The sequence below is a fragment of the Algoriphagus aurantiacus genome, assembly GCF_035156405.1.
Classification (GTDB): domain Bacteria; phylum Bacteroidota; class Bacteroidia; order Cytophagales; family Cyclobacteriaceae; genus Algoriphagus; species Algoriphagus aurantiacus.
Map to the genome: position 1 here is coordinate 132,554 of NZ_JAXRUT010000011.1, position 21,417 is coordinate 153,970.

Below are 21,417 nucleotides of genomic sequence, written 5' to 3' on the forward strand. Positions count from 1 at the left end.
AAGCAAAAACTTCTTTCGAAATCTTAAATAATTAGGGTATTACACGGGGGTTATTTCCCGTTTTATTGATCAAATTCTTGTCCGAGTATCCTGAATATCTCATCGACAGTTTCTTCTTCAAGCTCTGTTCTTCGAGTCAGGTCCTCTTTAGTCAAGCTCAATACGCTTTTCGCAGTATCCAAACCTGTCTTTTTTAATTCGTCGATGATCCAGCCGTCGATTTCATCAACAAACTCCATCAAATCGACATCTTCTTCTTCGTATTCGTTCAACTCACGGAATACGTCGATTTCATAACCCACCAATCTACTGGCAAGTTTGATATTATAGCCACCCTTACCGATAGCCAGAGATACCTGGTCCGGCTTAAGGAATACGGATAATCTTTTTGTTTCTTCATTCGCAGTGATCGAAGAAACCTTAGCTGGACTCAATGCCCGAGTGACATATAAGTCCAAATTCTCTGTGTAATTGATTACATCAATATTTTCATTCTGCAATTCTCTTACCACTGCGTGGATTCTAGATCCTTTCATTCCTACACAAGCGCCAACTGGGTCAATACGGTCATCGTAAGATTCCACAGCAACTTTAGCTCTTTCGCCAGGCTCTCTTACAATCTTAATGATTGTAATCAATCCATCGTAAACTTCAGGAACTTCATTCTCAAATAAGCGCTCCAAGAAAACCGGAGAAGTCCTGGAAAGGATAATCTTTGGGTTACCATTGGACATATCCACTCGGTGAACAATCGCCTTCACGGTATCGCCTTTTCTGAAGCGGTCTTTCGAAATCTGCTCTGCTTTGGGCAAGATCAGTTCGTTGCCGTCTCCATCCATCAAAAGGATCTCTCTCCCAAGAATCTGGTAAACTTCAGCACTTACGATTTCACCTACTAGCTCCTCATACTTATTATACAGGAGGTCCTTTTCAAGATCCTTGATTCTCTGGATCAATGTCTGACGAGCCATCTGCACAGCACGTCTACCAAAAGCTTCTAATTCAATTTTCTCGTAAACTTCTTCTCCTATCTCAAAATCAGGCTCGATTTTACGGGCTTCCGTAAAGCTGATTTTATCTAAATCCCAAATATCCTCAGAATTGTCGTCAACAATTTCGCGGATACGGAATATCTCAAGGTCACCTTGATCAGCATTAATGGTCACATCGAAGTTTTCATCAGTTTCAAACTTCTTGCGGATCATCGCTCTGAACACATCTTCTAAGATACGGATCATTGTAGGTCGATCCACATTTTTAGATCTCGCAAATTCAGCGAAGGATTCTATTAAGACTTTGGCATCCATTTGATTTATTTAAAAGATACTTGTACAATTGATTTCTTCATCTCTTCGAAAGGAAGAGAAACTTCCTCCTCTGTGGCTTTTTTGCCTTTTCCCTTTTTCACCAGTAGTTTCACACCAGTTTCTGATACTTCCAGAAGTTTACCTTGAATTTCTTCTCCAGAGGTCAAAGAAATCATTAGCTCCCTGTTGATATTTTTCTGAAATTGTCTTCTACTACTCAAAGGAAAATCTAACCCAGGGGAAGAAACCTCCAGAATATAAGCTTCAGGCATCATGTCTTTTGCCTCAAGTTCTTCCGAAACCGCCCTGCTTAGCTTTGCGCAAGCCTGGATAGTCACACCTTCATCTGCGTCCAAAAGGATATTGAGAAGCTTTTTGCCCGATTTCTCAGATAATTTCACTTCTACAACGAAATGATTTTCATCTGGAAGATGCTTCTCAACGATCTCTTCGATAGCTTGTTTCAATTCAGTCATAGTATGCATAATGAAAGAGGGGACATATGGTGTCCCCTCCAGAAACTTTCGAATACGACGCAAAGGTAAAATAATTTTACAGTAAAAACAATGAGGATGAAAAATCATGAGATAGGGATAATCAGGTTTTTTCTGACAAAAAACTTCAACAAACTAAAGCTGCCTGAGAATCATTTAATTTTGTTACCAAAAAATATCCCGATTCTATCAAATTTGTCCCATTAAGATAATAATTTTGCCGACCCCCGTTTAATATGAAACCTTAGCGTAGTATATTAAACTCTCAACTCCAGTAAATACAATCAATACCTAAAAATGGGATTATTTGACTTTTTCTCTAGTGATATTGCAATCGACCTCGGTACCGCAAACACCTTGATCATTCATAAAGATAAAATTGTAGTAGACGAACCTTCAATCATCGCAATCGACAAAACCACCAATCGTGTATTGGCGGTAGGACGTGAAGCGATGAACATGCATGAGAAAACACATGAAAACATAAAAACTATCCGTCCATTGAAAGATGGGGTAATCGCCGATTTCTATGCCGCAGAGCAAATGATCAGAGGTTTGATCAAAATGATCCCGGGACAGAAGAAAGGTTTATTCCCGCAGTCCCACCGCATGGTGATCTGTATTCCTTCTGGAATTACCGAGGTAGAAAAACGAGCGGTACGTGACTCTGCCGAGCATGCTGGCGCCAAAGAAGTGTATATGATTTTTGAACCAATTGCTGCGGCCATTGGTATCGGGATCGACATCGAAAAGCCAATGGGATCCATGATCGTGGATATTGGAGGTGGTACTACCGAGATTGCGTTAATCGCTCTATCAGGTATTGTCGCAGATCAGTCTATTCGTGTAGCAGGTGATACTTTTACCAAAGATATTCTAGACTATATGCGTCGTCAGCACAACTTGCTGATCGGTGAGCGTTCTGCCGAAAAAGTGAAAATTGCGATTGGTTCGGCTTTGACAGAGCTCGATGATCCACCAGAAGATTACGAAATCAGAGGTCGTGACTTGATGACAGGTATTCCTAAGGTGATCAAAGTTTCTTATTCTGAAATTGCTTTCTCCTTGGACAAATCAGTTTCCAAAATAGAAGAAGCCGTATTGAAAGCTTTGGAGATTTCTCCACCAGAACTCTCTGCGGATATCTACGACAACGGTATTCACCTTACAGGTGGTGGAGCTTTGCTGAAAGGCCTTGACAAAAGACTACATCAGAAAACCAAACTTCCTATCCACATTGCAGAAGATCCGCTGAGGGCTGTAGTGAGAGGAACAGGTACTGCCTTGAAAAACGTACAAAATTTCCGAACCGTATTGATGACATAAACCCCGAATGCTACGCATCCTTCAATTCCTTTATAGTTTAAGGTCTTTTCTCTTATTTGTTTTGCTTGAAGTAGTGGCAATAGGATTAATTGTCTCCAATAATTCACCTCAGGGTGCAGCTTTCTTCAATAGTTCAAATGCATTAACCGGATCTGTACTTAAGACCCGCTCAGATGTAGTGGATTTCTTTTCCCTAGCGGAAGATAACGAAGCACTCCTTAGTCAAAATGCAGGATTGCTTGAGCAACTTAAAACAATGAATGCTATTCCCGATAGTATGACTATCGAATTGGATTCTGCAATGGAGAATCAGTTTAATTTCAGAGGCGCTCGAATCATTAGCAATTCTCTTCGGTTTTCAGAAAATCATATTACCCTTAATAAAGGGTCTAAAAATGGTGTAAAACCGGGAATGGGTGTTTTTAACGAACAAGGAGTCATTGGGAGAGTGAAGGCTGTATCTAAAAACTATTCAGTAGCCTTCTCCTTGCTAAACACACAATTGACGATTTCTTCCAAAATCAAAACCAATGATTCGTTTGGATCCATTAAATGGGATGGAAAGGACTCAAAGAAAACCAAGCTTCTCTATGTTCCCCGTCACGTAACAGCTAGCCCTGGAGACACTGTAGTCACCACTGGATACAGTGCTGTTTTTCCGGAAGGAATTATAGTAGGTATTATCGAAAGCGTAGATCAAGGTGAAGACCCAAACTATTTAGACATTGTATTAAACCTTAGCGTAGATTTCAGCAAGGCTCACTATGTGTATTTGGTAGAAAATACTCAATTAGAAGAGCTTGACTCTCTTAACAAGCAATCAGCTATAGACAATGAATTTTAGAAACCTGATCACAACTGTCTTCCTGGTGATTAGTCTATGTGTCGTGCAGATTTTGCTACTGAAAAACGTAGCGCTGTTTGGTGTGGCTTTTTGCTTCATTTATTTATTGGCTATTTTGACCTTCCCGATTAATATGCGAAGCTTTTCGTTGATCTTAATCAGTTTTGGACTTGGCTTGTTAATCGATGTCTTTTACGATACCCTTGGTCTTCATGCAGCAGCAGCCACGCTTCTAGCTTTTCTTCGCCCCTATTGGCTAAAAGCAATTAGTCCCAATGGGGGATACGACGAGAACAATAACCCTACGCTTCCAGAAATGGGAATTGGCTGGTATGTCAGCTACTCATTACCTTTAGTTTTTGCTTTTTCACTGATGTTTTTCATTGCCGATCAGTGGGGAACAGGGGGATTGTTTGGTGTGCTAAACAAAAGCCTTTTCTCCTCGATATTTACAGTCATTTTGGCTATAATTGTACAACTACTGTTCTTCAAACGTAGGAGAGGAATCTGATGAACGACCAAAGGCCCGTAGTAATAATTATCTTTGTTTTCTTGATAGGTTTGGTGCTTTTGACCAAACTATTTATGATACAAGTGATGGACGACAGCTTTATTAGAAAAGCTGAACGAAATGCTATTCAACGAGTAGTAGATCACCCCTATCGTGGATTAGTTTACGACCGAAAGGGAAAGCTGCTAGTGTACAACAATCCCATTTTTGATTTGATGATTGTTCCAAAGGAATTTGAAGTGGGTGATACTACCCGTTTCTTAGAACTTTTTGGGATTACCAAAGATCACTTGATCGAGTCGTATCAAGCTGCGCGAAAATATTCCTCCGTAAAGCCATCCACCTTTATCAAGCAAATATCTACCAATGAATTTGCTAGAATCCAAGACTTCCTAATCGATTACCCAGGTCTATTTATCATGACTCGGTCTGTGCGCTCTTATCCTAATCCTATCGCTTCTCATGCTTTGGGTTACATCGGCGAGATTAGCGGAAGACAGCTGGGGCGTGACAGTTCAGGGTATTATGTGCAGGGCGATTATGTAGGTCTGAGTGGAATGGAACGCTTCTATGAGGATGAACTTAGAGGCGAAAAAGGAGTGAAATACAAAATGGTCAACGTACGTGGAGTGGACAAAGGCCCCTTCAAAGACGGTGAATACGATACCGCATCTATAGCAGGACATAACATCAACTCCTCCATAGATATGGAGCTTCAAATGTATGGGGAAAAGCTGATGATGGGAAAGACTGGATCTGTGGTAGCCATTGAGCCAAAAACCGGCGAAATACTCTCCATGATCTCCGCTCCCTTTTATGATCCGAATAGTCTTACCGGTTCAGATTTCGGCAAAAGCTACTCTGCTCTAAATGCATTGGATACAAAACCTCTTTTCAATCGGCCGATAATGGCTACCTATCCTCCGGGGTCGATTTTCAAGATCGTACAAAGTCTGATCGGTCTGCAAGAAGGTGTTTTGACTCCTGAAACTACTTTTGCCTGCAATAGGTCTTTAGTTGCATGTCACAATCACCCTTCACCGGTCAACTTATTTGGAGCTATTCGAAACTCTTGTAATCCTTACTATCATCAGGCTTTCCGCCAAATCATCAATCAGGAAGTTTCCAGTAACACCTATAAGGACACTGAGATTGGGCTAGATGTTTGGCGTGAGCATGTAATGAAATTTGGACTAGGTGGAACGTTGGGAGTTGACATGCCAAATGAAAAGAAAGGCCTGGTTCCGAATAGTGGTTACTATGATCATTATTATGGAAATGGCCGATGGAAATATTCCACCATCTACTCTCTATCAATTGGTCAGGGAGAATTATTGGTTACTCCACTTCAGATGGCAAACCTTGCGGCTATCTTCGCAAACAAAGGGTATTACTACACACCACATTTGGTAAGGGCTATAGACGGCGACAAGAATCAAATCCCTCAAGAATACCTCACTAAACACGAAGTAGGTGTAGATGCCTATCACTTTGATATGGTGCAGGATGCAATGGTACAAGCACTATATGGTACAGCCCAGCGTGCGCTCATGAAAGACATCCAAATCGCAGGAAAAACTGGAACTGCACAAAACCCTCATGGGGAGGATCACTCTGTGTTCATTGCTTTTGCACCAAAAGACAATCCTCAAATAGCCATTGCAGTCTATGTGGAAAATGCAGGCTGGGGTGGTCGAGCTGCTGCGAGTACAGCTTCTCTTATGATCGAAAAATACCTTAAAGACAGTATCTCCAGACCTGATCTTGAACAATACGTTATAGCTGGAAATTTTATTTATTAATGCGCGAATCAGATATCAACATTAATCGGGTGGATTGGATCACCGTTATGATCTATTTCGCATTGGTAATGCTAGGTTGGTTCAACATCTATGCAGCGGTTTATGATGGGCAGGTTGACAAAAGCATTTTTGATTTCTCCATCAATTCTGGAAAGCAACTTGTCTGGATAGGTACGGCTATAGCGATCATCATTATAATCATGGCTGCAGATTATCGGCTCTTCGAAAATCTAGCCATCCCTATATATATTGTATTCCTTGTATTGTTGCTTCTTACTCCTTTTCTGGGAAAAGAAGTAAACGGGCAAGTGCTTACCATTGGAGTTGGTTCTTTCCGCATCCAAGCAGGAGAGTTTGCCAAGTTTGCCACAGCTTTAGCATTGGCCAAGTTTATGGAGAGACCGACTTTTGACCTCTCCAAACCCCAACATCAACTACGAGCATTTGCTGTGCTCTTATTACCAATAGTGCTGATCATTCTTCAGCCGGATACAGGTACAGCCATGGTGTATTTTGCCTTTTTGATCATGTTTTATCGCGAGGGTCTTCCACAAAAATATTATGTGCTTGGTATCGGCTTTATTGCATTGGCCCTACTCGCTTTGGGTATAGAAAACAACCTTTATTTGGCAGGAGCAATAATGGTAATTGTCATCATCCTGATCCTACTGGGAAAAAAAACACCTCAGCAGATTATCGCCTTTAGTGTAATAGGAATAGCATTAATTGCTTTCACTTATAGCCTTGACTTTGTAGTCTCCAAACTCCCTGAGCATCAGCAAAACAGAATCATGGTACTCTTCAATCCAGACCTGGATCCACTTGGGGTAGGCTGGAATGTTACTCAATCTAAAATTGCTATCGGTTCCGGTGGACTTGCAGGCAAGGGCTATCTGCAGGGTACTCAGACCAAATTCGACTTTGTCCCTGAGCAACATACCGATTTCATCTTTTGTACCTTGGGTGAAGAATTTGGCTGGCTTGGTAGCTTAGTTGTGATCGCACTATTTGTCACCTTGCTTACCAGATTAATTTTCATGGCCGAGCGCCAAAAGAACAGATTTAACAGAATATATGGCTATGGTGTAATTTCGATTTTGATGTTTCACTTCATGATCAATATAGCCATGACGATTGGCTTGTTTCCTGTGGTAGGTATTCCGTTGCCATTCTTTAGCTATGGAGGATCTTCGCTTTGGTCATTTACCATTTTGCTGTTTATTTTTATCAAAATGGATAGCGCCAGAGCGCTTCAGCTGGGAAGAATGGGTTAAGAATGCAGTAGTTTATTAAGCCAGATTTGCTTCTGCGGTTCTCTATTCTTGATTGCAAATGGCGTGTGGTAATGATGCGCCTTTAAAAAATTAATCTGTAGATCTTTCCACTGCTGAGCTGTAGATATCACATTCATATTCTTTAATTCCTCGAAAAGTCTCTGGCTGATTTCTGGATAATCTTGTCTTCCCAAGTAATCTAGGTCAGCATCACAGATGATTCGTTGAAGATGATTTTGTGGGTTTTGAGGGATTTTAGTAGCCATCACCAATCCTTTTACTACCTCAATATCTTCTGGCTTCATACCTAAGTTCTTCATAATGGTTTCAGCCATTCCAGCACCAACTTCTTCATGATTTGCTGAGCCTTTAAGAAATCCCATATCATGAACAACCGCACCTGTTCTCAATAGATATCGGTCTTTTTCAGAAAGCTTTTCCCGCTTGATGTATTGATTACAAACATTCAATACGTCGATCGTGTGATCTAGTGCATGGTAAGTCAAAGACTTAGGCAAATTAGCCTTAAGATTGGATAAAACTTGGTTTCGAAGAGCACGGTATCCTTGCATGGATTGAAACAGGACTGATGGCTAAAAGGCTGTCTTTATTGCGTAATACAATATAAAAACAAACACTAAACCAATATTAAATGATAAGTATCGAACGGAAAGATTGACGTTTTTGAATTTCTCAGCTGTGATCTTGGCATTAATATAGACCTGTTCTCCCAACTGATCAAAGAGCCGACCCCTACTTGTATTCACTTTCTCCAGCTCTTTTACGTAATCTTTGATAGGACCATAAGATGAAATAATATTCCCAAAAAAGAATACGCTCTTGTCATAGTTGCTCTCGATCTGAGGCATGAAGCATCTGAAACTATAATAAATAGAAATAACGCTGAACACAAACCAAGTCCCCATAAATCCATAAGTCAGAAAGTCCGAGGATGCCAATTCGATCAAATGCTCATAAAACTGAAAGAACACATTCATCAACAAGCCATAGAAAGACAGCACTAAACCAGCTTTGATCTCAGAAGCTTTGATTAAATCACGCAAATACATTATTACGTACCAATAATTATCCACGGCATCGATGCCCGGTTCTAATGGAGGAAGATCTTTCAGGTCTTGGAGTTTCTTACGCATTGATTAAAAAAAGCTTGCTCAACATATCAACATGCATAATCAAGATAATCTGTGAAATAAGCAATTCCTATAAATTAAGGAGATTTGATTGTATAATAAGAAAAAAGAGCTAAAAACTAGCTCTTTGTACTCTTTTAGTATTGCTTGTAGCATCAAACTTCAAACTTTCTATACACAAGTAGGAGAAATTCCTGAACAGGTTCAGTCTCAGCTTTCCAACCTAACTCGCCCACATAGCGTGTATTGACCAGACCAATTGCCTCATCAAATGAGCCACACTTGTCTATGGATTTTAGCGCATGCTTGAGTAGGTCAGCATTGCCTTCAAAAAGCTCTTTGGTAAACATAAAGCGCTGATTGATAGCGAGACTTTCTGCTAGCTCGCCCATTATACCTTTCATGCCTTTATATGAGAGCGTCTCAAACCTCGCTTTCAAATTATTGGGATCTAAACCGCCCGTAGTTCCATTACTATAGCTAGTTTGGGCCGTCTTGGTAGGCTCTGGTTCTGCTACCTTTACAGGCTCAGGTGTACTATTATTAATGCCAGATGCTGCTATTTCCATTTCATCGAAAAATGAGCTTTTGGATTCCTGCTCTTTACTTGGCTCCGGTCTTGAAGTTGGCTCTGGTTCTGGAGAATCCTCAACCAGATATGCATCCAAATCAAAGGGCTTAATATCTCCAAGTGTGGCTAAAAGCAAATTAACCGATTCTAATGATTCATTTATTGCCTGATAATTAGCCGCAACTGCACGTAGATACGCACTTTCGTCATGACCAAATCCCGCCTTATCTATCAAAAAAGTAATCGCTTGATCATGCCACTTATAATACCTTCTATTTTCCTTTAGGTATTCGTTGATTTGACCAGATGGTGCTTTTGAGATCTCATTTTGATAAAATGTAACAGGGTCAGTAGCAAGTTGGACTGCCTGGCGAACAGATGTTTCCAGCAGGGGTTGTAATTGCTCTTTTTCTATTTTTATTCTTCTAGAAAGCACATTCATAAACTCTGTCAAAGCTTCATGCACTGTAATATCACGGTAATCAAAATATGGACTACTTTTAAGCTTGCCTAATTCCTCCTGCCATAATTCGAATAGCCTTTTGAGAATAAAGAAATTCACCTGGGTACTGTTGGTCAGCTTCACAATATCCTGCCCCGTCATGTATTGCTTGGAAGAGAAAAACTGTCCGCAAACAATCGCGGCATAGTCTTCGGCATATTTTTCTAAATAATTGCTGTTAATTTGAGTTGTCATTGAAGAGTGGTGTTTACAAAAGTCAACGAACAAATGCCTCAAATCGTCATAGAGAATCTATTTAATCTGAGAATTAATTCCATTAGCGTTCATCGTAAAGTTATCGAAATTATTCATGAAAATGGTATCGACTGGATGCATGCGTGTGGGAAAAAGGGCAGATGTACCACATGCAAAATCATTTTGAAATCCGGCGAAGAAAATCTCTCCGCTCCTACCAAAGTGGAAATTGATTTTCTTCAACAAGGCAGATTACATGCTGGAGAAAGATTGGCTTGTCAAGCGGAACTTCCATCAGGTGAGATTGTTGTCCGAGTTGGCAAATTCAATAAATTCCCACATATAAAATATAGCGAATAGCATCAGCCATGTTTTTAGAACCTTCAATTGGTAGTATTAAATCCTCAGGAAATAAAGGTCAGATAGAGGTGATTTGTGGATCAATGTTTTCTGGAAAAACAGAAGAATTGATTCGCAGGCTGAATCGTGCCAGAATTGCGAAGCAAAAGGTAGAGATATTCAAGCCATCGATTGACAAGCGCTACGACGATAATGATGTGGTTTCTCACAATGACAACTCTATCCGATCAACACCGGTTAATTTTGCAAATGACATCCTATTATTAAGTGGAGATTGCGACGTAGTGGGAATTGATGAGGTGCAGTTTTTCGATGAGCAAATCGTCCCAGTGGCACAAAAGCTAGCCAATCAAGGCAAGCGCGTAATTCTCGCCGGGCTTGACATGGATTTTGAGGGAAATCCTTTTGAACCTATGCCAAAACTGATGGCCATCGCTGAGTATGTCACTAAGGTGAATGCTATTTGCATGAAATGTGGAGACTTGGCAGCTTTCTCGTTTAGGCTATCCCAGGCGAAAGAGAAAGTGGTACTAGGAGAAAAAGAAAGCTATGAAGCTCGCTGTAGAAAATGCTTTTTTGAGGATAAGAAATGATTGAATGTCAGTTGTCTTGTGTTGGATGTCCGGTGTTGGATGCTTGATGTTGGAGTTCGCAGTGGGCAGTTTTGTATGCGAGTCATTTCGAAGGAGGGGCGACTGAGAAATCTCGTTTTTGCTTTAAGCGATTTCTCCTTCACATTCCTCGTCGTCGAATGACTATTCCCTCTAGGCAAGTCTTAACTCTCGATTCTTGACTCTTGGCTCTTGAATAATTTACTACTTGAAAATGTAAATAGAATGCTTAAAAAAACCCAAGGGATAGTTCTTAGTGCCATTCGATACAAAGAAACGAGTATCATCGTGAAGATATTTACCCGGGAGCTTGGCCTTAAATCTTACTTGGTAAACGGAGTACGCACGCAAGGCAACAAATCGAAAATAGCATTATACCAACCGCTCACCCTACTCGATCTTGTCGTTTATAATAAAGACAACGGTGGTTTGCAACGAATCTCCGAAGCTCAGTTACACAGAGCAAATCAACGTATACCTTTTGATTTCACACGAACCGGCATTGCACTTTTCATAACAGAGGTAATCAGTAAATCTATCTATGAGAATTACCAGAATGAATCTCTTTTTGATTTTCTCAAAGAATGCGTCCTTCATTTAGACAGCAAAGAAGTGCACCTCGGCCAATTTCCATTGGTCTTCCTAATCGAAAAAGCCAGCTTTCTCGGCTTTGCTCCAGAAGAAGCCTTAGGTTTTTTGTCAGAAAGTCGATCACAGCCTTTTTCAGTTTCAGAACTAATTCAAGCTGAAAATTACCTAAAAGCACTTATGAATGACTCATTCAACAACGAGGCTAAAATAGGAAAAGCCCTTCGTCAGAAACTTCTGGACCACTTGCTCGACTTCTATAGCCAGCACTTAGATAATCCCGGAAACTGGAAGTCACTGGTAATTCTTAGGCAATTAAATACCTAATACCATCTAAATCATTGAAATAACATTCTATACAGAATAAATATTTGGTTAATACAAACACATCGGTTAATATTGTGACATCACCGTGAATGAGCAAGTCAGCCCACTTTGACTTGAGTGTTTCCTGCAGATCTTTTTTGCTCAGAAAATCATCCACGATCTCAAATACCGCATTTGCCACATTTTATTTATTTCATACCCTCTTTATGTACAACATAGAAGAACTCAGACTCAGATTATTATCTGAACTGAAGGAAATCGCTGAGGAGCTAGGTGTCAAGAACCACAAATCTCTAAAGAAAGACGAACTCGTCTATGCTATCCTCGACCAGCAGGCTATCACCCCAGAGCAAGCCCTGCCAAAAAAGAAGCCTTCAGCTACAGAAGAACCCGCCAAGCAAGCTGAAAAGCCTGTAGAACCACCAAAACCTGCTCCAGCAAAAGCATCAGAAGAGCCGGAATACAAGCCTAAATTCAAGAGACAAAACGTAACAGCAATTCCGGATGTATCCGAAACTCCTGCTGATACCAAAGACTCAGAATCAAAAAACACTTCTGAAGCTCCTAAGCCTAAAGAAAATAAGGCCGACTGGAAAGCTAAAAAAGAAGCTCAACCAGAAAAAGTTGAGAGAAAACCTCAGCCAAAGCCCGAAGCAGGGGCCGAGGAGCCAAAAACATTCAGACCAAGACGCAAAGTCTTCGAAGAAGCTGAAGCTACTTCAGAAACCAAAGAGGAAAAGCCAGCAAACACGCCCGCCCAGGCTAAACCTGAGCAGGAAATAGAACTTCCAAAAAGAAGAAATTTCAAATCTCCCGACGAAGTAATGGCACCAGCTGCCGAGACTGTTCCTCATTCCAATCGCAGACGACCGGGAGTGAATCCTCGTGAATTTGATGGAGTGATCGATAATGAAGGAGTCTTGGAAATGATGCAAGAAGGCTACGGCTTCCTTCGTTCATTGGATTACAACTACCTAGCTTCGCCGGATGATATCTATGTATCACCAAGCCAAGTGAAACTTTTCGGACTGAAGACAGGAGATCATATCAAAGGATCTATCCGTCCTCCAAAAGAAGGTGAAAAATACTTCGCACTCTTAAAGATTGCCACTGTCAATGGCAAGACTACAGATGAAATAAGAGACCGTGTTCCTTTTGAATACCTGACTCCACTTTTCCCTGAAGAACGATTAAACCTATCAACCACAGGAGATAAATTCTCTACAAGAGTGGTTGACCTGTTTGCTCCAATAGGAAAAGGCCAAAGAGGTATGATCGTAGCGCAGCCAAAAACAGGTAAGACCGTTTTGCTGCAACAGATCGCAAATGCTATTACTAGAAATCACCCTGAAGTACACCTGATGATCTTACTGATCGACGAGCGTCCTGAAGAAGTGACAGATATGGCCCGCTCGGTAAATGCTGAAGTAATTTCCTCCACATTTGATGAGACTGCCGACAGACATGTGAAAGTGTCAAATATCGTTTTGGAAAAAGCCAAGCGCATGGTAGAAGTAGGTCATGATGTGGTAATCCTTTTGGATTCCATCACCAGACTCGCCCGTGCACATAATACAGTGGTTCCAAGTTCAGGAAAAATCCTTTCCGGTGGTGTGGATGCTAATGCTCTACACAAACCAAAGCGTTTCTTCGGTGCAGCTCGTAACGTAGAAAACGGTGGTTCATTAACCATTATCGCCACTGCTCTAGTAGAGACAGGTTCTAAAATGGATGAGGTGATCTTTGAAGAATTCAAAGGAACCGGTAACATGGAACTAGCCTTGGATCGTAAGCTTGCAAACAGAAGAATCTATCCTTCTATTGATGTACTTAACTCAGGTACACGTCGTGAGGATTTATTGATGGACAAAGAAGAAATGCAGCGTGTATGGATCCTTCGTAAGCTCATGAGTGATATGAACTCTCAAGAATCTATGGAATTCCTGCTTCAAAGAATGAAAGGAACTAGAGATAATGCTGAGTTCTTGATCAGTATGAACGGGTAAAAATCTCCTCATTATATAACCCTTAGAAGCCCTTGATTTTAAATCAAGGGCTTTTTTTGTTTAAATACTTAATCCAAAAAATACTTATTGAATGGATTTGCACATTAGCAATAGCTCGCAAATGGATGTCAAGTATTTATTTTTGAATGTGAATAACATTTTTTTGTATTAATTTACAGATTCAAATTCAACACTCCTTAACTTTATGTTACCCTAAAATTACCACCCTTACTAGCATGAAATACTTAATAAGTAAACAATCTTAGTCACCCTAGTTTTAATTTCTTAATCCTATCCGTTTACGTGATACCTAATTAGTAAAAATTTCTTTTACAGTTAGTCTTTGAGGTTTGCCCTACCTGAAAGTTTAATTGGAACCATAAAGGATGCTTTTTCCCCAAACTAAAAGGATCTACCATTTCGAGTCAAAATGGAGGTCAATTCTCAGGTGCTTTTTAGTTGTTTTCTCCTTTTGCTGGAGTTCAGGGAAGAGTTATGCCCAATATGCCAGATCTGTCACAGCAACTAAAAGCTATACTTCAAGTGGAAGTTTTACTATCACAGACCTTGCTGATGTAACTGGATTTGATCCTAACAGCGAATTTTTTGCAGTTGCTAATGTAGACATCTTGCTTGTTGGCGGCGGTGGTGGTGGAGGAAAAGGAGCTTTTTCCGGTGGAGGTGGAGGGGGCCAAGTAAGAATTGAATCTATTGATTTGAATCTAGGAGAATCCTTAGGGATCACTATCGGACGAGGTGGTCCTGGTGCAGGAAAACCGGGAAACACAAATTCAAATAATGGGGTGGATGGTGAAAGTACAGTAGTAAACTTAAATACAATCGCATATATAGCAAGTGGGGGTCAAGGTGGGGCTGGAAATGGTAATGGAGGCAACAGCGGTAATGGAAATCCCGGTGGAAATAGAACTGGTAACGGTCAAAACGTCAAAGGCGGTGGAGGCGGAGGTAGTGGTGGCCCAGGGATCGAGGGATCTGGAACAGGAGCTTCTTCCATAGGAGGAAATGGTGGAGAAGGAATATATAATAGTATTGGTGGGGGTTATTACGGAGCTGGAGGGGGTGGAAATGGTAGAAATGGCGGGTTTGGCGGGAGTAGTTCAGGAGGAGATGCAAACCCATCTGGTTCTGGAGCGGATGCTAGTGGGAATTCTGGTTCAGGTGGAGGCGCAGGACATCCTTCTAGTGCAGGTGGTAATGGCTCTGATGGAAAAGTAGTCGTACAAATCACATACAGAATCCTCCCGGTCGAATTCCTTTCTTTTATTGCTACCTACCAATCCACAGAAAGATCAACTCTTCTAGAATGGTCCACTGCAAAAGAATGGGAAAACTCCCACTTCGAAATCGAGCGGGCAGATAATTCAGTCAAAGAGTGGGAAACAATTGGACAAATTAAAGGTGCAGGTTACTCTAGTCAGCCTGTTGAATATGTATATCAAGATATGAACTTGCCGTTGGCAGGTGGAAATATTTTCTATCGCTTAAAGCAGTTCGACTTTGATGGGGATTCAACTTACAGCATGACTAGGGCTATTCGAATAGTACCTATGGCTGGCACAACCTACTGGAGAGTTTACCCTAATCCGTCTACAGGAAATCCGATTAATCTAGAGATGATTAATAAAGCAGCTTACAACGATGAAGAATTCATGGTCAGGTTAATATCAGTTACAGGTCAATATGATATAATTGAAAACGACTCCCCTGCCCAACTGAGTGCTAAGCTATCAGATATTTTAAAAGGTAAGGCATCCGGTATTTACACTGTTGAGATCAGTTGGGGCGCCCAACGGGAATATCATAAGCTGATATTGAGAAAGTAGAAACCTGCACAATAATTAATAGAAAACATGAGTTAAAAAAGATGTTTAGTTTAGTTTAGTTCAGTTGGACAGTGTCTAATGTGTTAATTGCATATCTGCATATCAAATCCATAAAAACCCATTTATCACCCTTGGTTAGTTTAAATCAAGGGCTTTTTAGTTTTAATGCTAATACGTATAGAAAGGTTGTGCATTGATTTGATCCTTAGAAGTGAGATAGACATTAGCAAAAAATGAAGCGTCTTTTTGCGTCTTCTACGAACATATTATTGTATTAATCTATCCGTTTAAATTAAAGTCTGATTACCTTTGCACCACCCTAATAGCTTAATCAATAAATAGTTGGCGCACCCTAGCCCGAATTTCCAAGTTTTATTAAATGAAGAATAGATTTCTATTCGTATTTATGATTTTTTGCTGCACCCAAATTTTTTGGGGTGGAGCGGTGTGGGGGCAATGCAGTGGTTGTTCTGCAAATAAGACTTATTTAGGTCCAGCAACAGTTAATAATATAAATGCTAATTGGACCCCTACAGGCAAAATTAACAATGGGTCGTCAGTAACACTTTTCAATGGGACAAATACTAATTATTCATGGGCAGAAAATGATTTACAAATAGGAGGAATCATTTTATCAAATGGGGCTGACCTGAGTCTAAATAGATCAAACCTAGGAAACAATCCTGGTTTTTCAATCCAAGGAGGGTGTATAGTAATCGGAAGTGGATCTGTCTTAAGTTTAATCTATATAACAGAGTTAACCAATGTAACTATTTGTATAGAGGATGGTGGAAAATTAATTCTGGATTCAAGAGAAGAAACTCGAAATGACTTCTCACTTGATGGTGTTCAAATCAATTTACAGAGCCCTAATGCAGAGATAGAAATTGGGGATGCAGATTTTGTCATTGGAACAGGGGGAGTTACAATTTCAGGCTGGACAGGGGATGCTACTGGACTCTGTCCATCCACAAGCTCCGGAGTCGCCGGAAGCTCTGGAAATATCTCATGGACAGCAGACAGTGAAGGGTCAGAAATATGTAAAATCTTAAATGCTAATTCATCCTGTGGCCCTACAGGTTGCGATGTTATAGTGAATGGGAATACCATTACTGGCACAATTCAGGATGGTTCAACCATTTGTGTTATAGGAAGCAGAGGATCTGCAATTGATTTGCAAAACAAAGACAATCTGATTATTTGTGTTTCAGCCGGAATCAACCTATCTGGTTTATTTTCAAACTACAATTCTGCTAAAAAAATCACTGTAAATGTCTATGGTACTGTATCTGGGAATTTAACACTAAACAATTCACTTAGCTCATTTAACGTATTTTCAGGTGGACAATATAACAGTTATGGTACCCTAACTATTCAAAATGGAACCGCCTCAAACGAAGGTACCATTACAAATACTGTCAATGTATCTACCACTTCTGCTTACTTTAATTCAGGAACTCAATCTGGTCAGGTCACATTAAACAACTCCGCTTCTTATACTAATTTAGGATCAACCACAAATTCCGTAATTCTTAATAATATTTCCTCCTATTCAAATTCAGGTTATCAATCAGGGGATGTTACCATCATGAATCCAAATAGCACCTATACTATTAATCCTTCAGGAACTCATTTAACCGGCACAATAAATACCAATAATGGATTAGTGATAAATCAAGGGGTGACGGGTGCTCAAGTCAACCTTTCCGGCAATGGTGAATATAGAAATGAAGGGACTCAAAATAATCAAGTTTTATTATCGGGAAACAGTAATTACAGAAACTTTGGAATCACCAATGGTAATGTGTCTCTTTCTGATAATTCTAATTACACAAGCTCAGGATCGCAAACAGGAAACCTCACTATTAATAGTGGTGCTTCTGTTACAAATTCAGGTACTTTAAACTTAACTAACCTGAATTTCGACACGAACAATTCTGGAATGGTTTTTAATAGTACCTCCACAAGTACTTTGAATGTAAGTAACTCAGCTACAATGTCTGGTACCATTACACTGAATGGAACTTCCACATTCAATGATAATGTCACTTTCACCACAAATAACGGATCTACAACTGTTCTAATGGATGGAAGTGCCTCATTGAATGTGGCAGGCACCTTTAACCTCGCAAGAAATAGCACATTTAGTTTAACAAATTCTAGTGGAGCTTCTCCTCCAACCACAGTTACAGTTGGAAACCTTAACTTTCCAAACGATGGAGGAAGTAGTATAAGGCCATTGAATATAACAGCTAATACAATTTTTAATGTTTTGGATGTCGCTAACATTCAAAGTGGAACTTCTCAACTTAACGTAGAAGGGGAATTTAGGACCGGTATAAATAATTTAAATCCTAATACAAACACTTTAATAGTTGGTAACAATGGGTCAGGTACACCTACTCGAATTCACTTAAGCGGAAATGGAAATCTCAGTATTACAGGCAGTGCATCAATAAGTAAACACATTTCGGCGGAGGACAATAGCTCAATAGGTCTTACCGGAAATCTCGTGATGGAAAATAATGGTGATAATTCTTTCACTATTTCTGACAATGTTTCATTGTCCGTTCAGGGAAATACCACCTTAAACAAACCAATGTATGCGTCGGGAACCTCCTCAGTTAATTTGGCAGGTGACCTCACTTTACCTAATGTAAACAGTGAATTAGTAATAAATGATGACGCAAATTTTTATGTAGGTGGAAACACTTCAGTCGAAAGCCCCATAAGAATGAATGATAATTCCTATGTGACCTTTGATGGGAATGTAAATCAACCAAACGTTGGAGGAGCTGTTTTGGATGTAAATAATAATTCTGATGTCTTAATCACTGGAAATCTAACAAAAAGTGGAGGCTCAGTAGATGTAAGTGGAACAAGCCAGCTAGTAATATGTGATGCAAGAAGACCTAGTGGCACAATTACAGGCTCCTTTCCGAGTGCAGGTTCGAGCGGTGTAAGTATTGGGGCCTCCCCCGCTTACTATGGTGGCTGCCGCATCCTCCCGGTCGAATTCCTTTCTTTTATTGCTACCTACCAATCCACAGAAAGATCAGCCCTTCTAGAATGGTCCACTGCAAAAGAATGGGAAAACTCCCACTTCGAAGTCGAGCGGGCAATTAATTCAGTCAACGAGTGGGAAACAATTGGTAGAATAGAAGGGAATGGCTATGCTGATAGACCAATTGCCTATAGTTTTACAGATGACGAATTACCTCCAGCTGGAGGAAATGTTTTTTTCAGATTGAAGCAGATAGACTATGATGAATCATTCATTTATAGTAACACAAAAGCCATTCAGGTACCTAGTCTCAAAGGAAGTGGTGAAGCCTGGATTGCCTATCCAAACCCAAGTACATACGGAACTGAAGTTGGGATAAAATTAATTCAGCCCGAACGCTACCAAGAGCAAACAATTTATATCACTCTTAATAACCTGTTCGGGCAAACTGAATCCTTTTCATCCGCCTCTCCTGAAGCGATTTCCTCTACGATTTCCAGCTGGCTGAATGGCTCTGCTTCCGGACTTTATGTTTTGGATATTAACTGGGGAAATCAAAGGCAGCAAATCAAGATGGTGAGAAATTAATAGCGAAAATCTTCAAAGATTATCTTCTCAACTATTGATATAAATCAAAATATTATTTCAATTTTGTGCTAAATGAATCTATTATACGATGCCATCGTCTAATAAAACGAATCATTCGGAATAAAATTCTAAATACAATATTTGAAACACAGTTTTTAAGAGATGAAATCGAGCATGACGCAAACGCCACACGGAGGAATGATTATCCGTAATGCGAGATTCCCTGCCTGACGGTAGACAGGTCCCGAATCAAGTTCGGGACAGGCTATCCCGTATCCTTCGTCACGGGACAAGTTGTGACCTATAAAAACAAATGATAAACACATGAAACACACCGCTTCTTTTCCCAAAACAATATGAAAAAACATTATCTACTCGGCCTTGCCTTTATCTTGGCTTTATACTCATGCAATGACAGCTCAGATCCAATTAGCGATGGGCCAATTATTGTCAATTCTGACAGTGAGATGCTATCTGCCCGTGTGAAAATGGATAATGCAGGTGTAATAGGTCTAATTGATCCTAATGCACCAGCGGGCAGGATTCAAGAAGAAGCCACTGACCTGCCTTTAGTATTAGTTTCTCAGGTTGATGCACCCGAATTTGATGGCAAAAAACTAAGAGCTACACATGTTGACATAGACGGTAACTACGCGTTTGTATCTTACAATACTGAAGGTGATACTTATTTAGGTGCTGTTGATATTTTCGACATCACAAATATCTATAGCCCTGTGATTAGCGAACAAGCTATCTTCACGGATACTGATATTAGCTCCTTAGAATATAAGAATGGCAAGCTTTACTTAGCTGCTGCTGTAAATATCGATGAGAATGCGGATGTAACTTCCCCTGCTAACTTAATCACTGTATCTGTTTCTGGCGGAAAATTTACTTCAGACTTTATCTATACTTCATTGCCTGGTTTTGTGGCAACAGATCTTGCAAACACTAATTCCAACACAGCTGTAACCAGCGGAAATGACGGAATAATCGGACTTTATGATGCTTCACAAACTCCAGGAACTTCATCTGAAATTGAGGATCTTAGAGCTGTGGCATTTGGAAGCGATAAACTAGCAGTTCTTAGTGGTACTTCTGGTGTACATATTTTAGATCCAAACAGCCTTTCGCAAGTTGCTAATATTCCTTTGACCACTGATGTAGCTGGCGCAAAGAGAACTCTAGCAATCGATAACGGCAACCTTTATGTATCTGAAGGAGCAAATGGTGCTGGTATCTACAAAATGACCGACGGTAGTTTAATTCAAAAATTAGCTATTCCAATCCGTCCTGAGGATGTAGCTGAAGGTGAAATTGTGACCAATGCAGTTTCTGTGGACGACAACTTACTATTCATGGCAAATGGCGCAGCTGGAATCTCTATCTCAGATGTTTCCGACTTAGCTGCAATCAAACAATTTGGCGTTTTGGACCTAGATGGATCTTCCAATTTCGTTAGAAATGAGGAAGAATTCGTATTTGTAGCTACTGGGTTTGGTGGACTACAGATATTGAGAATCAATAAAAGTGAAGGATCAACAGATATCTCATGCGAAGGATTGTCTAGCTATTCTGGAAATGCCAACTTAAATGTCAACAGCAATGAAACCCAGTCTTATTCCGGTTCCTCTGTATTGAAAAATGTAAATATAGGAGGCACATTCTTATTCTGTGGTTCATTAGCAATCGAGCAAAACTTAAATGTCAATAGCGATGGCTTGATGACAGTAAACGGATCATTTGCCTTTGGTCAATATCAAAAGAATACAAGCTTAACTATCAACAGCCAATCCAAACTTCAACTTCAAGGTAGCACTGTAATCTATGGAGACCTTAGATTGAATAGTGGAGCGATTCTAGAATTCTTAGGAGAAGGAAACACAATTACTGTTTATGGTACCGTAACAATAAATAGTGGAGCTCAAATTATTGGTAATTATACTGATACAGAAGGAAAGTTGAAATAACTTTACTTCTCCACCATAATCACTAAACCGACTCAGATTAACGAGTCGGTTTTTTTTTCTAAAGATTCTACGCAACCAGCATTCCGTATACTTGGTTTTTTATGATTATTTTGCAACCCCAAATTGAGAAGTCAATTATTTT

17 protein-coding genes are annotated in these 21,417 nt (G+C 40.1%); 12 read left to right on the top strand and 5 right to left on the bottom strand.

Annotation, left to right across the window (positions count from 1 at the left end):
* Positions 1–62 precede the first annotated feature (62 nt).
* Together nusA and SYJ56_RS12795 are read right to left on the bottom strand one after the other, a co-directional pair.
* Positions 63–1,307, bottom strand: coding sequence for a transcription termination factor NusA (gene nusA, locus SYJ56_RS12790; RefSeq protein ID WP_323834645.1), 1,245 nt, complete (start codon positions 1,305–1,307; stop codon positions 63–65).
* A 5-nt stretch (positions 1,308–1,312) separates the two neighbouring features.
* Complete coding sequence (locus SYJ56_RS12795) at positions 1,313–1,783, bottom strand: ribosome maturation factor RimP (protein WP_323834646.1); 471 nt, start codon at positions 1,781–1,783, stop codon at positions 1,313–1,315.
* Positions 1,784–2,098: 315 nt separating this feature from the next.
* Between SYJ56_RS12795 and SYJ56_RS12800 the strand changes: the two genes are divergently transcribed.
* From SYJ56_RS12800 to rodA, 5 genes are read left to right on the top strand one after another with little or no spacing between them, the layout of a single operon-like run.
* Positions 2,099–3,127 (top strand): rod shape-determining protein, encoded by a 1,029-nt coding sequence (locus tag SYJ56_RS12800; protein ID WP_057939075.1) that lies wholly within the window; start codon positions 2,099–2,101, stop codon positions 3,125–3,127.
* Positions 3,128–3,134: 7 nt separating this feature from the next.
* Positions 3,135–3,971, top strand: coding sequence for a rod shape-determining protein MreC (gene mreC, locus SYJ56_RS12805; RefSeq protein ID WP_323834648.1), 837 nt, complete (start codon positions 3,135–3,137; stop codon positions 3,969–3,971).
* Complete coding sequence (locus tag SYJ56_RS12810; RefSeq protein ID WP_323834650.1) at positions 3,961–4,482, top strand: rod shape-determining protein MreD; 522 nt, start codon at positions 3,961–3,963, stop codon at positions 4,480–4,482. Before mreC ends, SYJ56_RS12810 begins: the two co-directional genes overlap by 11 nt.
* Positions 4,482–6,284 (top strand): penicillin-binding protein 2, encoded by a 1,803-nt coding sequence (mrdA, locus tag SYJ56_RS12815; RefSeq protein WP_323834653.1) that lies wholly within the window; start codon positions 4,482–4,484, stop codon positions 6,282–6,284. The genes SYJ56_RS12810 and mrdA overlap by 1 nt, the downstream gene beginning before the upstream one ends.
* The gene (gene rodA / locus SYJ56_RS12820; protein WP_323834655.1) at positions 6,284–7,558 is read left to right on the top strand and encodes a rod shape-determining protein RodA; all 1,275 of its coding nucleotides are present in this window, start codon (positions 6,284–6,286) and stop codon (positions 7,556–7,558) included. The genes mrdA and rodA overlap by 1 nt, the downstream gene beginning before the upstream one ends.
* Here the strand turns inward: rodA and SYJ56_RS12825 are convergent.
* The 3 genes from SYJ56_RS12825 to SYJ56_RS12835 form a co-directional block, all read right to left on the bottom strand.
* On the bottom strand, positions 7,555–8,130 hold the full coding sequence (locus SYJ56_RS12825) for an HD domain-containing protein (RefSeq protein ID WP_323834657.1): 576 nt from the start codon (positions 8,128–8,130) through the stop codon (positions 7,555–7,557). The two genes, rodA and SYJ56_RS12825, sit on opposite strands and share 4 nt — an antisense overlap.
* 21 nt (positions 8,131–8,151) lie before the next feature.
* Positions 8,152–8,712, bottom strand: coding sequence for a Pycsar system effector family protein (locus tag SYJ56_RS12830; protein WP_323834659.1), 561 nt, complete (start codon positions 8,710–8,712; stop codon positions 8,152–8,154).
* A gap of 152 nt (positions 8,713–8,864) precedes the next feature.
* The gene (locus SYJ56_RS12835) at positions 8,865–9,977 is read right to left on the bottom strand and encodes a hypothetical protein (protein ID WP_323834661.1); all 1,113 of its coding nucleotides are present in this window, start codon (positions 9,975–9,977) and stop codon (positions 8,865–8,867) included.
* 33 nt (positions 9,978–10,010) lie between these two features.
* Between SYJ56_RS12835 and SYJ56_RS12840 the strand changes: the two genes are divergently transcribed.
* The 7 genes from SYJ56_RS12840 (at position 10,011) to SYJ56_RS12870 (ending at position 21,275) form a co-directional block, all read left to right on the top strand.
* Positions 10,011–10,337, top strand: a complete 327-nt coding sequence (locus SYJ56_RS12840; protein ID WP_323834663.1) for a 2Fe-2S iron-sulfur cluster-binding protein — start codon at positions 10,011–10,013, stop codon at positions 10,335–10,337.
* An 8-nt stretch (positions 10,338–10,345) separates the two neighbouring features.
* On the top strand, positions 10,346–10,930 hold the full coding sequence (locus SYJ56_RS12845) for a thymidine kinase (protein ID WP_323834665.1): 585 nt from the start codon (positions 10,346–10,348) through the stop codon (positions 10,928–10,930).
* Positions 10,931–11,173: 243 nt separating this feature from the next.
* Positions 11,174–11,863 (top strand): DNA repair protein RecO, encoded by a 690-nt coding sequence (recO, locus tag SYJ56_RS12850; protein ID WP_323834667.1) that lies wholly within the window; start codon positions 11,174–11,176, stop codon positions 11,861–11,863.
* A gap of 206 nt (positions 11,864–12,069) precedes the next feature.
* Positions 12,070–13,869: a transcription termination factor Rho gene (rho, locus tag SYJ56_RS12855; protein WP_323834688.1), complete on the top strand. Its 1,800-nt coding sequence runs from the start codon at positions 12,070–12,072 to the stop codon at positions 13,867–13,869.
* A 386-nt stretch (positions 13,870–14,255) separates the two neighbouring features.
* Complete coding sequence (locus tag SYJ56_RS12860) at positions 14,256–15,713, top strand: glycine-rich domain-containing protein (RefSeq protein ID WP_323834669.1); 1,458 nt, start codon at positions 14,256–14,258, stop codon at positions 15,711–15,713.
* A gap of 379 nt (positions 15,714–16,092) precedes the next feature.
* Entirely contained in the window at positions 16,093–19,305 is a 3,213-nt protein-coding gene (locus SYJ56_RS12865) for a beta strand repeat-containing protein (protein ID WP_323834671.1), read from the top strand.
* A gap of 356 nt (positions 19,306–19,661) precedes the next feature.
* Positions 19,662–21,275: an LVIVD repeat-containing protein gene (locus SYJ56_RS12870; RefSeq protein WP_323834672.1), complete on the top strand. Its 1,614-nt coding sequence runs from the start codon at positions 19,662–19,664 to the stop codon at positions 21,273–21,275.
* Positions 21,276–21,417 lie beyond the last annotated feature (142 nt).

What these genes read in the sequence shown, in the direction of transcription:
- nusA (WP_323834645.1), bottom strand. Translation starts at nt 1,307, where the DNA reads ATGGATGCCAAAGTCTTAATAGAATCCTTCGCTGAATTTGCGAGATCT.
- SYJ56_RS12795 (WP_323834646.1), bottom strand. Translation starts at nt 1,783, where the DNA reads ATGACTGAATTGAAACAAGCTATCGAAGAGATCGTTGAGAAGCATCTT.
- SYJ56_RS12800 (WP_057939075.1), top strand. Translation starts at nt 2,099, where the DNA reads ATGGGATTATTTGACTTTTTCTCTAGTGATATTGCAATCGACCTCGGT.
- mreC (WP_323834648.1), top strand. Translation starts at nt 3,135, where the DNA reads ATGCTACGCATCCTTCAATTCCTTTATAGTTTAAGGTCTTTTCTCTTA.
- SYJ56_RS12810 (WP_323834650.1), top strand. Translation starts at nt 3,961, where the DNA reads ATGAATTTTAGAAACCTGATCACAACTGTCTTCCTGGTGATTAGTCTA.
- mrdA (WP_323834653.1), top strand. Translation starts at nt 4,482, where the DNA reads ATGAACGACCAAAGGCCCGTAGTAATAATTATCTTTGTTTTCTTGATA.
- rodA (WP_323834655.1), top strand. Translation starts at nt 6,284, where the DNA reads ATGCGCGAATCAGATATCAACATTAATCGGGTGGATTGGATCACCGTT.
- SYJ56_RS12825 (WP_323834657.1), bottom strand. Translation starts at nt 8,130, where the DNA reads ATGCAAGGATACCGTGCTCTTCGAAACCAAGTTTTATCCAATCTTAAG.
- SYJ56_RS12830 (WP_323834659.1), bottom strand. Translation starts at nt 8,712, where the DNA reads ATGCGTAAGAAACTCCAAGACCTGAAAGATCTTCCTCCATTAGAACCG.
- SYJ56_RS12835 (WP_323834661.1), bottom strand. Translation starts at nt 9,977, where the DNA reads ATGACAACTCAAATTAACAGCAATTATTTAGAAAAATATGCCGAAGAC.
- SYJ56_RS12840 (WP_323834663.1), top strand. Translation starts at nt 10,011, where the DNA reads ATGCCTCAAATCGTCATAGAGAATCTATTTAATCTGAGAATTAATTCC.
- SYJ56_RS12845 (WP_323834665.1), top strand. Translation starts at nt 10,346, where the DNA reads ATGTTTTTAGAACCTTCAATTGGTAGTATTAAATCCTCAGGAAATAAA.
- recO (WP_323834667.1), top strand. Translation starts at nt 11,174, where the DNA reads ATGCTTAAAAAAACCCAAGGGATAGTTCTTAGTGCCATTCGATACAAA.
- rho (WP_323834688.1), top strand. Translation starts at nt 12,070, where the DNA reads ATGTACAACATAGAAGAACTCAGACTCAGATTATTATCTGAACTGAAG.
- SYJ56_RS12860 (WP_323834669.1), top strand. Translation starts at nt 14,256, where the DNA reads ATGCTTTTTCCCCAAACTAAAAGGATCTACCATTTCGAGTCAAAATGG.
- SYJ56_RS12865 (WP_323834671.1), top strand. Translation starts at nt 16,093, where the DNA reads ATGAAGAATAGATTTCTATTCGTATTTATGATTTTTTGCTGCACCCAA.
- SYJ56_RS12870 (WP_323834672.1), top strand. Translation starts at nt 19,662, where the DNA reads ATGAAAAAACATTATCTACTCGGCCTTGCCTTTATCTTGGCTTTATAC.